The organism is Streptomyces sp. TN58, from assembly GCF_001941845.1.
Classification (GTDB): Bacteria; Actinomycetota; Actinomycetes; order Streptomycetales; family Streptomycetaceae; genus Streptomyces.
The window spans coordinates 2,486,301-2,499,993 of the sequence record NZ_CP018870.1; the positions used below are offsets into that span (position 1 = coordinate 2,486,301).

Consider the following 13,693-nt stretch of genomic DNA (forward strand, 5'->3'; position numbering starts at 1 on the left):
TCCTCCCTCACAGCTTCTTGACGCTCTTCACACCCTTGGCCGGCTTGACGCCCTTTATGCGGACGGCCTTGTTGGCGCGGACCCGCGCGGTCTTCATGCGCAGGCCGCCGCGCTGGCTGCCGATGCGCAGGCCGGTGCCGCCGGTCAGCCAGCCGGCGGATACGTCGGCGGCCTTGTTGGCGGGGCCGCCGCCGGCCTCGACGGCCATCGGGTCGTTCTCGGCCTTCCGGGCGAGGGCCATGATCCACGGCACGGTGAACGGCGCGAGCAGCAGGTCGTAGAGGGTGGCGGTGAACACCAGGCCGGTCAGGCCCACGTGGCGGGCGGCGGTGTCGCCGACCAGGGCGCCCACGCCCGCGTAGAGCAGGGTGGAGCCGATCGCGGCGGCGACGACGGTGAGCATCGGGCCCCAGGCGGAGCGGAACCGTCCGCCGTCGGGGCGGACCAGGCCGGCGACGTAGCCGATGACGCACAGGACGAGCGCGTACCGGCCGGCCGCGTGGTCGGCGGGCGGTGCCAGGTCGGCGAGGAGTCCGGCGCCGAAGCCGATGAGGGCACCGCTGACGTGCCCGTACACGAGTGCGAGGGAGACGACGGTGAGGAGGAGCAGGTCGGGTACGGCGCCGGGCAGTTGGAGCCGGCCCAGGACGGTGACCTGGATGACGAGGGCGACCACGACGAGCGTGGCCGAGAGCAGGATCCGGTTGAAGCGCATACGGGGTCGGCTCCTAGTCGTCGGCCGGCTGGGCCGCCAGGCTGGCGGACCCGGACGGAGTGACCGTGACGGTGACCGTCGGGGTGGGCTTGGGGGCCTCGGGCTTGGGCGGCAGGACGGCGTCGCGCGGGTCCTCGCGCGGCGGCATCACGACGACGCCGACGATGTCGAGTCGTGAGAAGCCGACGAACGGGCGCACCCATACGGTGCGGGTCAGGTCGCCGCGGGAGGGGTCGACCTTGACGACCTCGCCGATCGGGACGCCGGGCACGAAGGGCTTGTTGCCGCGCGAGCCGAAGGTGACGAGCCGGTCGCCGGGGCTGACCTTGGCCTTGCCGTTGAGCATCTGGACGGACAGGGCGCGGTCGCCCTGTCCGGTGGCGAAGCCGAGCTCGCCGGTCTTCTCCAGGCGCGTACCGACGGTGAAGTCGGGGTCGTTGGCGAGGACGACGGTGGAGGTGTCGGGGCCGACGGTGGTGACCCGGCCGACGAGTCCGTCGCCGTTGAGGACGGTCATGTCACGCTCGATGCCGTCCTTGCTGCCGGCGTCGATGGTGACGGTCCAGGAGAAGCCCTGGGCGGCTCCTATGGCGATGACCTCGGCGCCCTTGATGCCGTACTGTCCGGCGCCGGCCCGCTTGAGCATCTCGTCGAGCTCGTGGATGCGGCTGCGGGTCTGGTCCTCGCTGCCGAGCTTGGCCTTGAGGGCCGCGTTCTCGCGCTCCAGCACGGCGATGCGGTTGTGGCGCTTGCCGGAGTCCCGTACGGCCCCTATGGCGTTGGCGACCGGATCGACCGCGGTCGCCACACCCTCCTCGACCGGCCCGAAGACCGCTGCGGCGGCCTGCCGGGCACCGTCGACCGGTGACTCCTCGCCTGCCCTGATGTCCACCGTGATCAACGCGAACGCGATGGCGATCAGAAGCACCAGGAGCAGCCGGCTTTCTCGTGTGTCCCTCACGTGCGGCGGCCGTGCCTTCCTCGTCGGAATTCTCTTTTGCCTGTATATCAACGATCCGCCGCACGGGCCCGGTAGCACCCGTACGGCGGATCCTTGTGTTCCGCTTAGCCCCTCCCCGGCCGGGAGGGGTGTGGTCAGCGACGGGGCTGAGCGTCCAGGACCTGCTGCAGTGCCTCGAACTCCTCGACGCACTTGCCGGAGCCGAGCGCGACGGAGTCGAGGGGGTCCTCGGCGATGTGGATCGGCATGCCGGTCTCGCGGCGCAGCCGCTCGTCGAGGCCGCGGAGCAGGGCTCCGCCACCGGTGAGGACGATGCCTCGGTCCATGATGTCGCCCGAGAGCTCCGGCGGGCACTTGTCGAGCGTCGTCTTGACCGCGTCGACGATGGAGTTGACCGGTTCCTCGATGGCCTTGCGGACCTCGGCGGCCGAGATGACGACCGTCTTGGGCAGGCCCGAGACGAGGTCCCGGCCGCGGATCTCGGTGTGCTCGTCCTTGTCGAGGTCGTACGCCGAACCGATGGTGATCTTGATCTGCTCGGCCGTCCGCTCACCGAGGAGGAGCGAGTACTCCTTCTTGATGTGCTGGATGATCGCGTTGTCGAGCTCGTCGCCGGCCACCCGGATGGACTGTGCCGTGACGATTCCGCCGAGGGAGATGACGGCGACCTCGGTGGTGCCGCCGCCGATGTCCACGACCATGTTGCCGGTGGCCTCGTGGACGGGCAGGCCCGAGCCGATGGCGGCGGCCATGGGCTCTTCGATGATGTGCACCTGGCGGGCGCCGGCCTGCGTGGACGCCTCGATGACCGCGCGGCGCTCCACTCCCGTGATGCCGGAGGGGACGCAGACCACGACGCGCGGGCGGGCCAGGTAGCGACGCTTGTGGATCTTGAGGATGAAGTACCGGAGCATACGCTCGGTGATCTCGAAGTCGGCGATCACGCCGTCCTTGAGGGGCCTCACGGCGACGATGTTGCCGGGCGTGCGCCCGATCATCTTCTTCGCCTCGGAGCCGACCGCCAGGATGCCGCCGGTGTTCGTGTTGATGGCGACCACGGACGGCTCGTTCAGGACGATCCCCCGGCCCCTCACGTACACCAGCGTGTTGGCGGTCCCGAGGTCGATCGCCATGTCACGGCCGATGAACGACATGTTGTTCCCCTTGTTCCCCATGAGGAGCGTCTGGCCTTCCAGTTGAAAGCGGCTGCTGTCAGGTCGGCGAGGTGGGTGTGTGGGTGGAGGCCCCATCGTAGTGCCGGGGTACGGACACCGCGCGACGGGACTCCGGCAATCCCGCCGGAACGGATACCCGCCCCCTTACTGGTGACGACGTGTCCTGCCCAGGCGTTCCCGCTCGTGCGCGGAATTACCTGGGGGCGACCGAAATTACTTCGGTCGCCCCAGGTCATGAGCGCTATTCGGCTGATGTCTCGTCAGGAGGGAGTGATCAGAGCGCGGGGAAGAAGAGCTTCAGCTCGCGCTCGGCCGACTCCTCGGAGTCCGAGGCGTGGATCAGGTTCTCCCGGGTGACGGTGCCGAAGTCGCCGCGGATGGAGCCGGGCGCCGCCGCGATCGGGTCGGTGGGTCCGGCCAGCTGGCGGACGCCCTCGATCACGCGTTCCCCTTCGACGACCAGGGCCACGACCGGGCCGCTCGACATGAAGCCCATCAGCGGCTCGTAGAACGGCTTGCCCTTGTGCTCGCCGTAGTGCGCCTCCAGGGTCTCCTGGTCGAGCGTGCGCAGCTCCAGGGCGGGGATGGTCCAGCCGGCCTTCCGCTCGATGCGGCCGATGATCTCGCCGACCAGGCCACGACGGACGGCGTCGGGCTTGAGCAGGACGAGGGTGCGCTGGGTCATGTTGCGGCTCCTTGCGGCATACGGGTGCGGTAAGGCGAATCTACAGGGCCGTACGGGGCGGCCCTTCCGGCCGGGGGCCGGGGCGGCCGGGGGCCGGGGCGGCCGGGGGCCGGGGCGGCCGGGGGCCGGGGCGGCCGAGCCGCCGCGGCCCGGATGTCCGTCAGGCGGTGTCGGACGCCGCGCTCGCCGCCGGCGCCTCCTGCGAGGCCGCCCAGCGCTCCTTGATCGCGTCGATCCTCCGGCCGTAGTGGACGGAGCACCACCACAGGCCCGCGAAGACCGCGCCGAGGAAGAACATCGTCGGTACGACGAACCCGCTGGCGACGAGCCCGATCTGCAGGGCCCAGCCCAGCTGGACCGCCCCGGGCCGCGACAGCATCCCGCACAGCAGCACCGACAGCAGCATGGCGACCCCGCAGACCGTCCAGACCGTGGCCTGGGTCAGGTCCGGGTCCTTCATGGCGACCAGCCCCGCGAAGCCGATCACGAAGAACTCACCGATCAGCGTGCTCGCACACAGCGTGCGCATCCTCAGCCCCTCTTCAGCAGCAGGCGGGCCTCGCCCACCGTGATCACGGAACCGGTCACCAGGACCCCGGCCCCTCCGTACTCGGCCTCTTCCTCGGCCAGGGTGATCGCCGCCTCCAGGGCGTCGTCCAGCCGCGGCTCGACCTGCACCCGGTCCGCGCCGAAGACCTCGACGGCGACGCCCGCCAGCTGGTCCGCGTCCATCGACCGGTGGCTGGAGTTCTGCGTGACCACGACCTCCGCGAAGATCGGCTCGAACGCCTCCAGCACCCCGCGTACGTCCTTGTCCCCGCTCGCGGCGACGACGCCGACGAGCCGGCTGAAGCCGAACGCCTCGGTGACCGCCTCCGCGGTGACCGCCGCGCCCGCCGGGTTGTGCGCCGCGTCCAGGATCACCGTCGGGCTGCGCCGCACGACCTCCATGCGGCCCGGCGAGGTCACCGACGCGAAGGCCTTCCGCACCGTGTCCACGTCCAGCACCCGGGCGTGCGGCCCGCCGACCCCGAAGAAGGCCTCGACCGCGGCGAGCGCCACCGCCGCGTTGTGCGCCATGTGGGCGCCGTACAGCGGCAGGAAGACGCCGTCGTACTCGCCGCCCACTCCGCGCAGCGTCAGCTGCTGCCCGCCGACCGCGACCTCGCGCGAGACGACGCCGAACTCCATGCCCTCGCGGGCCACCGTCGCGTCAACCTCGACGGCCTTCTTCAGCAGCACCTGCGCCGCGTCCACCGGCTGCTGCGCCAGGATCACGGTGGCGTCCTGCTTGATGATGCCGCCCTTCTCCGCGGCGATCTCACCGGGCGTGGAGCCGAGCCGGTCGGTGTGGTCCAGGCTGATCGGGGTGACCACGGCGACCGATCCGTCGATCACGTTGGTCGCGTCCCAGCTGCCGCCCATGCCGACCTCGACCACGGCCACGTCCACCGGGGCGTCCGCGAAGGCCGCGTAGGCCATCCCGGTGAGCACCTCGAAGAAGGACAGCCGGAACTCCTCGGCGGCGTCGACCATCTCCACGTACGGCTTGATGTCGTGGTACGTCTCCACGAACCGCTCGGCGTCGATCGGCGCGCCGTCGAGGCTGATCCGCTCGGTGATCGACTGCACGTGCGGGCTCGTGTAGCGGCCGGTGCGCAGCTCGAAGGCGTTCAGCAGGGCCTCGATCATGCGGGCCGTGCTGGTCTTGCCGTTGGTCCCGGTGATGTGGATGGAGGGGTACGCGCGCTGCGGCTCGCCCAGCACGTCCATCAGTGCGGCGATCCGCGACACCGACGGCTCCAGCTTGGTCTCGCCCCAGCGGGTGGAGAGCTCCTGCTCCACCTCCAGCAGCGCCTGGGCGACCTCCGGGTCGACGGGGCGGGCGGGCACCGGGTCCCCCTGGGGCGGCCCGGCATGGGCGCGCAGGGTGCGGCTGCCGGCCTCGATCACCGCCAGGTCGGGGTCGCGGTCGGACTCTTCCGCCACGATCTGGTCGAACTCGTCGAAGGCACCGGCGAGGTCTTCGTCGTCGTGGCGGTCGTGGCTCTCGGGCTGCTGGTCACTCACAGGGCCAGTCTACGGACGGCCGCCGGCGGGACTTCCGGCCCGGGCCGTTCGGGGACCTTCCGCGCCGGCGGCGGCCTGATCGCCAAGCGGCCTCGCAGGCGGCGGACAGCGGGGTCAGCCGCGCGGAAGGGTGGCGACGACCTCGTACGCGGTGTCCGTGCGGGTCGCCGTCAGGGTGCCGCCGAGGCTGCGGACGCGCTCGGACATGCTCGCCGTTCCCGAGCCCGCCGAGACGGGGGCCCGGCCCGGGGCCCGGGCCGGCAGGGAGTTGCCGACGGCGATCCGCAACAGCGGGCCGTCCACCGTGATCGACACGTCGACGGTCTCGCCGTGCGCGTGCTTGGCGGCGTTGGTCAGGCACTCCTGCACCACCCGGTAGACCGCCGCCTGACGCAGCGGCGACAGCCCGTGCACGCCCTCGTCCACGTCCAGCCGGACGGGTGACCCGGCCCGGCCGCTCTCCTCCGCCAGCGCCGGCAGCCCGTCCACGCCCGGGGTCGCGGCCCGCTCACCCCGCTGCACGATGATCTCGTTGAGCACCAGGTGGGCCCGGCGGGCGGTGTCGGCCAGCTCCTCGAAGTCCTTGGCGTGCGCCGTCTCGCGCGCCCGCACCGACAGCACCTCGGAGCGCACCGTCAGCAGGGTCAGCTCCCGTCCGACGAAGTCGTGGACGTCGCGGGCGACGGAGGTGCGCTCCTGCTCGACCGCCTGGAACACGGCGGACTCGGCCCGCCGGGCGGCCAGCTCCCGCACCAGGTCGTGCCGGTAGGCGGCGATCCCGACCGCCGAGGAGAGCGCGCCGATGGGCACGACGATGCCGAGGAAGCCGCTGAGTGTCTGCCCCGCGGGCTCGGGCCAGCCCGGCACCCAGAACATGGCCAGTGCGAAGGCGAGGTACCCGAGCGTCGCCAGGATCCCCGCGCGGCGCCCGCGGAAGCGGCCGACCGAGTACAGCGCGAACTGGATCAGGGTCAGCTCGTGGAGCCACCCGATGAACAGCAACGCGGTCAGGTACGGGATCCAGGGCAGCCGGCGGCGCACCAGCAGGGTCGCGCAGCCCAGGGCCAGCGCGACGGCCGCGGCGGGTCCGCTGAGGGAGTTGTCGGCGGCGGCCAGACCCGGCAGGTCGAGGGCCATCAGCCCGAGGCAGCCCAGCGCCGTGAGTACGTCGACCACCTGCGGCGAACCGGCCCAGGTGTCGGTCAGCCGGCGGCCGGCGGCCACGCACCGGTGGAACACCGGCGCGACGGGCTTGACATGCATGCCCTCCATCATCCGTGGTCGGCGCCCCGGATGAGATCCGGCCGACCGGTAGACGGAGTGATGTCGGGCACTTCGGACAGGGCGAAGGCCCCCGCACCGGCGGACCGGTGCGGGGGCCTTCAGGCCTTCAGGCCTTCAGGCCTTCAGGCCTTGGCCTTCAGCGTCCTGCGGGGACTACGCGGCGGGCAGCGTCTCCAGCTGGGCCTGGATCCGGGCGATGTCCGCCTCGGCCTTGGCCAGCCGGCCCTTGATCTTGTCCACGACGTTGTCGGGGGCCTTGGCCAGGAAGGCCTCGTTCCCCAGCTTCGCCTCGGCCTGCGCCTTCTCCTTCTCGGCCGCACCGAGGTCCTTGGTCAGGCGCTTGCGCTCGGCCTCGACGTCGATGGTGCCGGACAGGTCGAGTGCGACCGTGGCGCCGGCGACCGGAAGGGTCGCGGTGGCGCTGAAGGAGTCGCCCTCCGGCTGGAGCCGCAGGACCTGGCGGATGGCGGCCTCGTGGGCGGCCAGGACGGTGCCGGTCAGGTCCAGGCGGGCCGGGACCTTCTGCTTGTCGTCGAGGCCCTGCTCCTTGCGGAAGCGGCGGACCTCCTTGGTCAGCGTCTGGATGCTGCCGATCTCGGCCTCGGCGGCGTCGTCGCGGAAGCCGCCCGGGGCGTCAGCCCCAGGAACCGCGACAGCCTTGGGCCAGTCGGCGACGACCAGCGACTCGCGCCCGGTGAGGGTGGTCCACAGGGTCTCGGTGACGAAGGGGACCACCGGGTGCAGCAGGCGCAGCATGACGTCCAGGACCTCGCCGAGGACCCGGGCGGAGACCTTGGCCTGCTCGCCGCCGGCGAAGAAGGTCGTCTTGGACAGCTCGACGTACCAGTCGAAGACCTCGTCCCACGCGAAGTGGTAGAGCGCCTCGCTCAGCTTCGAGAACTGGAAGTCCTCGTAGTAGGCGTCGACCTGGGCGATCGTCTTGTTCAGGCGGGAGAGGATCCAGCGGTCGGTGGCGGACAGCTGCTCGACCGGCGGCAGTTCGCCCTCGATCGTGGCGCCGTTCATCAGGGCGAAGCGCGTGGCGTTCCAGATCTTGTTGGCGAACTTGCTGGACGCCTGGACCCAGTCCTCGCCGATCGGGACGTCGGTGCCGGGGTTGGCGCCCTTGGCCAGCGTGAAGCGGACGGCGTCGGAGCCGTACTTGTCCATCCAGTCCAGCGGGTCGACGACGTTGCCGAAGGACTTCGACATCTTCTTGCCGCGCTCGTCGCGGACCAGGCCGGTGAGCGCGATCGTCTTGAACGGGACCTCGCCGTCCATGGCGTACAGGCCGAACATCATCATCCGGGCGACCCAGAAGAAGATGATGTCGTGGCCGGTGACCAGGACGTCGGTGGAGTAGAACTTCTCCAGGTCCGGGGTCTTCTCCGGCCAGCCGAGCGTGGAGAACGGCCACAGGCCGGAGGAGAACCAGGTGTCGAGGACGTCGGTGTCCTGCGTCCAGCCCTCGCCGGTCGGCGCCTCGTCGTCGGGGCCGAGGCAGACGACCTCGCCGTCCGGGCCGTACCAGACGGGGATGCGGTGGCCCCACCACAGCTGGCGCGAGATGCACCAGTCGTTGAGGTTGTCGACCCAGTCGAAGTAGCGCTTCTCCATCTCCACCGGGTGGATCGCGACCCGGCCGTCGCGGACGGCGTCGCCGGCGGCCTTGGCGAGGGTCTCGACCTTGACCCACCACTGCAGGGACAGGCGCGGCTCGACGGTGGTGCTGCAGCGCGAGCAGTGCCCGACGGAGTGCAGGTACGGGCGCTTCTCGGCGACGATCCGGCCCTGTTCGCGCAGGGCGCCGACGACCGCGGAACGGGCCTCGTAGCGGTCCAGGCCGAGGAAGGGGCCGTGGACGGTGATGACACCGTGCTCGTCCATGATCGTCATGTTGGGCAGGTTGTGGCGCTGCCCGATGGCGAAGTCGTTCGGGTCGTGCGCCGGGGTCACCTTGACGCAGCCCGTGCCGAACTCCGGGTCGACGTGGGTGTCCGCGACGACGGGGATCGAGCGGTCGGTCAGCGGGAGCTTGACGAGCTTGCCGACCAGGTGCTTGTAGCGCTCGTCGTCGGGGTGGACGGCGATGGCCGTGTCGCCGAGCATCGTCTCGGCTCGGGTGGTGGCGACGACGAGGGTGTCCTCGCCCTCCCCGTACCGGATGGAGACGAGCTCGCCCGCGTCCTCCTGGTACTCGACCTCGATGTCGGAGATGGCCGTCAGGCAGCGGGGGCACCAGTTGATGATGCGTTCGGCGCGGTAGATCAGGCCGTCGTCGTAGAGCTTCTTGAAGATGGTCTGGACGGCCTTGGACAGGCCCTCGTCCATGGTGAAGCGCTCACGGGACCAGTCGACGCCGTCGCCGAGGCGGCGCATCTGGCCGAGGATCTTGCCGCCGTACTCTTCCTTCCACTGCCAGACGCGCTCGACGAACGCCTCACGGCCCAGGTCGTGGCGGGACTTGCCCTCCTCGGCGAGCTGCTGCTCGACCTTGTTCTGGGTGGCGATGCCGGCGTGGTCCATGCCGGGCAGCCACAGCGACTCGTAGCCCTGCATGCGCTTGCGGCGGGTCAGGGCGTCCATGAGCGTGTGCTGGAAGGCGTGGCCCAGGTGCAGGGAGCCGGTGACGTTCGGCGGCGGGATGACGATGGTGTACGGGGGCTTCTCACTCGCGGGATCGGCCGTGAAGTACCCACGCTCTACCCAGCGCTCGTAGAGCTTCCCCTCTACATCGGCCGGCGTGTAGGCGGTCGGCAGTTCGGAGTCGGGGCTGCTGGGTGTCTGCGTGTTCTCGGTCACGGGGCCCAGTTTAGGGCCGTAACAGTCCAGTCATGAAACCGGTTAGGGAGGGGCCCGGCGCCCTGGCGGGGTTCGGCTTGGGACAGGATGTGAGGAACGCATAAGCAACCTCAGAGGGGGACGCGGGATGAGCTACAACCAGCCGGGACCTTACGGACAGCAGCCTCAGCAGCCCGGACCGTACGGGCAGCAGCCTCCGCCGCCGGGCCCGTACGGCCAGCCCGCGCAGCCGGGCCCGTACGGCGGCCAGCCCGCGCCCCCGCAGCCGGGCTACGGCTACCCGCAGCAGCCGGGCGTCCCGCCGCAGGGCTACCCCCAGCAGCCGCCGACCCCGGCCTACGGCTTCACCCAGCAGGCCCCGTACGGCGGCCAGCCCCCGAAGAAGTCCAAGGCCGGCGTGATCATCGGCGTGGTCGTGGCGGTGGCGGTCATCGCGGGCGGCGGCTGGTACCTCCTGGGCGGCGGCTCCGGCAGCGTCTCGGACGACACCAAGGGCTACAAGCTCGTCGCGCCGGAGTCGGTGGACGACTTCAAGAAGGACCCCAAGCACAAAGAGAAGGCCCTCACCGACGAGGACAAGAAGGAGGCCGAGGCGGCAGGCGTCAAGAACCCGACCAGGGTGACCATGAACTACCAGGCCGGCGACCCGCAGAACCCCCTCGCCCTCAAGGGCCTCAACTTCTCCGGCGTGTACGGCGAGATCGCCGACCCGGAGAAGACCGTGGACGGATACTTCGCCATGGCCAAGCTGGAGAGCGCCAAGGACGGCAAGTCCGAGGTGGAACTCGTGGGCAGCCCCAAGGCGGCCAGCCCGGCCGGCTTCGAGGGCGCGGTCATGAAGTGCCAGGACGTCAAATTCACCGCGAAGGACACCAGCAAGAAGGGGCCGAAGGAAGCCACGATCCCGATCTGCATCTGGGGTGACTACAGCACGCTGGCCATGGTGAGCGCCTCCGACGTGGCCTCCCTCCTCGCCGGCAAGCCGGGCTACACCCAGGAGCAGACGGCGGAACTGGCCGCGAAGCTCTACAAGACCGCCCGCGTCAAGAAGTAGCGGACGGCACAACACGCGAAAGGGGCGCCCCCGGTGGGGGCGCCCCTTTCGGGTACCGGTCTGCTGCCGCTCTACTGCCCTGCGGCTACGCCGACTTCTCGTGCGGGCCCTGGTCCTTCGGGACGATGCGCGGGACCAGCGTCGGGTTGACGTTGGAGCGGACCACGTCCGCGGTGATGACGACCCGGGCCACGTCCTTGCGGGACGGGACCTCGTACATCACCGACATCAGGACCTCCTCCATGATGGCGCGCAGGCCGCGCGCGCCCGTCTGGCGGAGGATCGCCTGGTCCGCGATGGCCTCCAGCGCCTCGCGCTCGAAGTCCAGCTCTACGCCGTCGAGTTCGAACAGCCGCTGGTACTGCTTGACCAGCGCGTTGCGCGGCTCGATGAGGATCTGCAGCAGGGCCTCGCGGTCCAGGTTGTGCACGGAGGTCAGGACGGGAAGGCGGCCGATGAACTCGGGGATCATCCCGAACTTCACCAGGTCCTCCGGCATGACCTCCTGGAACTGGTCGCTGGCCTCGATCTCGCGCTTCGAGCGGATCGTCGCACCGAAGCCGATGCCCTTGGCACCCGCACGCGACTCGATGATCTTCTCCAGGCCGGCGAAGGCGCCGCCCACGATGAAGAGCACGTTCGTCGTGTCGATCTGGATGAACTCCTGGTGCGGGTGCTTGCGGCCGCCCTGCGGCGGCACGGACGCCGTCGTGCCTTCCAGGATCTTCAGGAGGGCCTGCTGCACGCCCTCGCCGCTCACGTCACGCGTGATCGACGGGTTTTCGCTCTTGCGGGCGACCTTGTCGATCTCGTCGATGTAGATGATCCCGGTCTCGGCCTTCTTGACGTCGTAGTCGGCGGCCTGGATCAGCTTCAGCAGGATGTTCTCGACGTCCTCGCCGACGTACCCGGCCTCGGTCAGCGCCGTCGCGTCGGCGATGGCGAACGGGACGTTCAGCATGCGGGCCAGCGTCTGCGCGAGGAGCGTCTTCCCGGAGCCCGTGGGGCCCAGCAGCAGGATGTTGGACTTCGCGAGCTCGATCGCGTCGTCACGGCCCTGCGCGCCGCCGTTCTCGCCGGCCTGGACGCGCTTGTAGTGGTTGTAGACCGCCACCGAGAGCGCCTTCTTCGCCGGCTCCTGGCCGACGACGTAGCTCTCCAGGAACTCGTAGATCTCACGGGGCTTGGGGAGTTCCTCCCACCGGACCTCGGAGGTCTCCGCGAGCTCCTCTTCGATGATCTCGTTGCAGAGGTCGATGCACTCGTCGCAGATGTACACACCGGGTCCTGCGATGAGCTTCTTCACCTGCTTCTGGCTCTTTCCGCAGAACGAGCACTTGAGCAGATCGCCGCCGTCACCGATGCGTGCCACGAGGTGCTTCCCCTTCGCCTGGGAGACGCCTGGTTCAGCGCTCCTGGTGCCTCATATCCGACGGTACCTTGCCGGGGGCCCCGTGCGGGGCCCCCTTGACGCGGTTCACATCCCCGAATCCGGTGGTGTGCCCGCGCCAACTGTCGGCAAGGGTCAGAGCTTGTTGCTCTTGCGGGTGGAGATGATCTGGTCGACCAGCCCGTACGCGAGCGCGTCCTCGGCCGTGAGGATCTTGTCGCGCTCGATGTCCTCGCGGATCTTCTCGATCGGCGTCGTCGAGTGCTTGGCCAGCATGGTCTCCAGCTGGTCGCGCATGCGCAGGATCTCGTTGGCCGCGATCTCCAGGTCGGAGAGCTGCTCACGGCCGGTGCCGCCGGAGGGCTGGTGGATCAGCACGCGGGCGTTCGGCAGGGCCATGCGCTTGCCGGGGGTGCCGGCGGCGAGCAGGACCGCGGCCGCGGAGGCGGCCTGGCCCATGCAGACCGTCTGGATGTCCGGCTTCACGAACTGCATCGTGTCGTAGATCGCCGTCAGCGCGGTGAAGGAGCCGCCGGGGCTGTTGATGTAGATCGAGATGTCGCGGTCGGGGTCCATCGACTCCAGGCACAGCAGCTGCGCCATGACGTCGTTGGCCGAGGCGTCGTCGATCTGCACGCCGAGGAAGATCACGCGCTCCTCGAAGAGCTTCGCGTACGGGTCGTACTCGCGCACGCCCTGCGAGGTGCGCTCGACGAAGCGCGGGATGACGTAGCGGTTGTCCACCTGCGGGCCGGTGTAAAGGCCGCTCGCGGAGCTCGCGGAGAAGTTGTTCTGCATCTGGGTGTTCACCATCCTGGTGGCGTTCTGCGGGCTGTCGGCTGCTGGGTACTGGCGGTGGCCTGGGCCGACGGGATCAGGCCCCGGTGCCGCCGCCGCCCGGAACGTTGGACGCGGCCGAGATGATCTCGTCGATGAGGCCGTAGTCCTTGGCCTCCTCCGAGGTGAACCAGCGGTCGCGGTCACCGTCGCGGATGATCGCCTCGACGGTCTGGCCCGAGTGGAACGCGGTGATCTCGGCCATCCGCTGCTTGGTACGCAGCAGGTACTGGGCCTGGATCTTGATGTCCGACGCGGTGCCGCCGATGCCGGCGGAGCCCTGGTGCATCAGGATGTCGGTGTTCGGCAGGGCGAAGCGCTTGCCCTTGGCGCCACCGGTGAGCAGGAACTGCCCCATCGAGGCCGCCATGCCCATGCCGATGGTCACGACGTCGTTGGGGATGTACTGCATGGTGTCGTAGACGGCCATGCCGGCCGTCACCGAGCCACCGGGGCTGTTGATGTAGAGGTAGATGTCCTTCTCCGGCTCGGCGGCCAGGAGCAGGAGCTGCGCGGTGATCTTGTTAGCGATGTCGTCGTCGACCTGCTGGCCGAGGAAGATGATTCGCTCGCCGAGCAGCCGGTTGTAGACATGGTCGCCGAGGCCGCCACCGATGGACGGCTCACCCGCGGCGTAAGGCTTCAGATTCGTCACGTATCCACCTGCTCGTCTCCGACGGCCATGTGCCGTCTCAGCGTCTCGTTCTGGGGCGCGGTCGA

Annotated in this window: 12 protein-coding genes; 1 reads left to right on the forward strand and 11 read right to left on the reverse strand. The window is 69.9% G+C overall.

Annotated elements, in window-relative coordinates; all coding sequences use genetic code 11:
* Positions 1 to 7: 7 nt before the first annotated feature.
* The 8 genes from mreD to BSL84_RS11390 all read right to left on the reverse strand — a co-directional run bounded on the left by mreD (position 8) and on the right by BSL84_RS11390 (position 9,692).
* Complete coding sequence (gene mreD / locus BSL84_RS11355) at positions 8 to 715, reverse strand: rod shape-determining protein MreD (RefSeq protein ID WP_030027165.1); 708 nt, start codon at positions 713 to 715, stop codon at positions 8 to 10.
* Between the two features lie 13 nt (positions 716 to 728).
* Complete coding sequence (gene mreC / locus BSL84_RS11360) at positions 729 to 1,676, reverse strand: rod shape-determining protein MreC (protein WP_030027163.1); 948 nt, start codon at positions 1,674 to 1,676, stop codon at positions 729 to 731.
* Between the two features lie 134 nt (positions 1,677 to 1,810).
* On the reverse strand, positions 1,811 to 2,830 hold the full coding sequence (locus tag BSL84_RS11365; RefSeq protein ID WP_030008578.1) for a rod shape-determining protein: 1,020 nt from the start codon (positions 2,828 to 2,830) through the stop codon (positions 1,811 to 1,813).
* A 295-nt stretch (positions 2,831 to 3,125) separates the two neighbouring features.
* Positions 3,126 to 3,536: a nucleoside-diphosphate kinase gene (gene ndk / locus BSL84_RS11370; protein ID WP_030027161.1), complete on the reverse strand. Its 411-nt coding sequence runs from the start codon at positions 3,534 to 3,536 to the stop codon at positions 3,126 to 3,128.
* A gap of 160 nt (positions 3,537 to 3,696) precedes the next feature.
* Positions 3,697 to 4,065 carry a DUF4233 domain-containing protein gene (locus BSL84_RS11375; protein WP_030026949.1) on the reverse strand — a complete coding sequence of 123 codons (369 nt, stop codon included), beginning with the start codon at positions 4,063 to 4,065 and terminating at the stop codon, positions 3,697 to 3,699.
* A gap of 2 nt (positions 4,066 to 4,067) precedes the next feature.
* Positions 4,068 to 5,606: a bifunctional tetrahydrofolate synthase/dihydrofolate synthase gene (gene folC, locus BSL84_RS11380; protein ID WP_420718780.1), complete on the reverse strand. Its 1,539-nt coding sequence runs from the start codon at positions 5,604 to 5,606 to the stop codon at positions 4,068 to 4,070.
* A gap of 114 nt (positions 5,607 to 5,720) precedes the next feature.
* Positions 5,721 to 6,869: a sensor histidine kinase gene (locus tag BSL84_RS11385; protein WP_075972051.1), complete on the reverse strand. Its 1,149-nt coding sequence runs from the start codon at positions 6,867 to 6,869 to the stop codon at positions 5,721 to 5,723.
* Between the two features lie 174 nt (positions 6,870 to 7,043).
* The gene (locus tag BSL84_RS11390) at positions 7,044 to 9,692 is read right to left on the reverse strand and encodes a valine--tRNA ligase (protein ID WP_030026952.1); all 2,649 of its coding nucleotides are present in this window, start codon (positions 9,690 to 9,692) and stop codon (positions 7,044 to 7,046) included.
* A 127-nt stretch (positions 9,693 to 9,819) separates the two neighbouring features.
* Between BSL84_RS11390 and BSL84_RS11395 the strand changes: the two genes are divergently transcribed.
* Positions 9,820 to 10,746, forward strand: coding sequence for a hypothetical protein (locus tag BSL84_RS11395; RefSeq protein WP_030026953.1), 927 nt, complete (start codon positions 9,820 to 9,822; stop codon positions 10,744 to 10,746).
* Between the two features lie 85 nt (positions 10,747 to 10,831).
* Here BSL84_RS11395 and clpX read toward each other — a convergent pair whose 3' ends face one another.
* The 3 genes from clpX to BSL84_RS11410 all read right to left on the reverse strand — a co-directional run bounded on the left by clpX (position 10,832) and on the right by BSL84_RS11410 (position 13,628).
* Positions 10,832 to 12,118 carry an ATP-dependent Clp protease ATP-binding subunit ClpX gene (gene clpX, locus BSL84_RS11400; RefSeq protein WP_030026955.1) on the reverse strand — a complete coding sequence of 429 codons (1,287 nt, stop codon included), beginning with the start codon at positions 12,116 to 12,118 and terminating at the stop codon, positions 10,832 to 10,834.
* 153 nt (positions 12,119 to 12,271) lie between these two features.
* Positions 12,272 to 12,949: an ATP-dependent Clp protease proteolytic subunit gene (locus tag BSL84_RS11405; protein ID WP_030026956.1), complete on the reverse strand. Its 678-nt coding sequence runs from the start codon at positions 12,947 to 12,949 to the stop codon at positions 12,272 to 12,274.
* A gap of 61 nt (positions 12,950 to 13,010) precedes the next feature.
* Positions 13,011 to 13,628, reverse strand: coding sequence for an ATP-dependent Clp protease proteolytic subunit (locus BSL84_RS11410; protein ID WP_030026957.1), 618 nt, complete (start codon positions 13,626 to 13,628; stop codon positions 13,011 to 13,013).
* Between the last annotated feature and the right edge of the window lie 65 nt (positions 13,629 to 13,693).

Excerpts from the sequence above, each read along its gene's own strand:
- BSL84_RS11375 (WP_030026949.1), bottom strand. The coding sequence starts at position 4,065 with ATGCGCACGCTGTGTGCGAGCACGCTGATCGGTGAGTTCTTCGTGATC.
- BSL84_RS11385 (WP_075972051.1), bottom strand. The coding sequence starts at position 6,869 with ATGCATGTCAAGCCCGTCGCGCCGGTGTTCCACCGGTGCGTGGCCGCC.
- ndk (WP_030027161.1), bottom strand. The coding sequence starts at position 3,536 with ATGACCCAGCGCACCCTCGTCCTGCTCAAGCCCGACGCCGTCCGTCGT.
- BSL84_RS11395 (WP_030026953.1), top strand. The coding sequence starts at position 9,820 with ATGAGCTACAACCAGCCGGGACCTTACGGACAGCAGCCTCAGCAGCCC.
- BSL84_RS11405 (WP_030026956.1), bottom strand. The coding sequence starts at position 12,949 with ATGGTGAACACCCAGATGCAGAACAACTTCTCCGCGAGCTCCGCGAGC.
- BSL84_RS11365 (WP_030008578.1), bottom strand. The coding sequence starts at position 2,830 with ATGTCGTTCATCGGCCGTGACATGGCGATCGACCTCGGGACCGCCAAC.
- mreD (WP_030027165.1), bottom strand. The coding sequence starts at position 715 with ATGCGCTTCAACCGGATCCTGCTCTCGGCCACGCTCGTCGTGGTCGCC.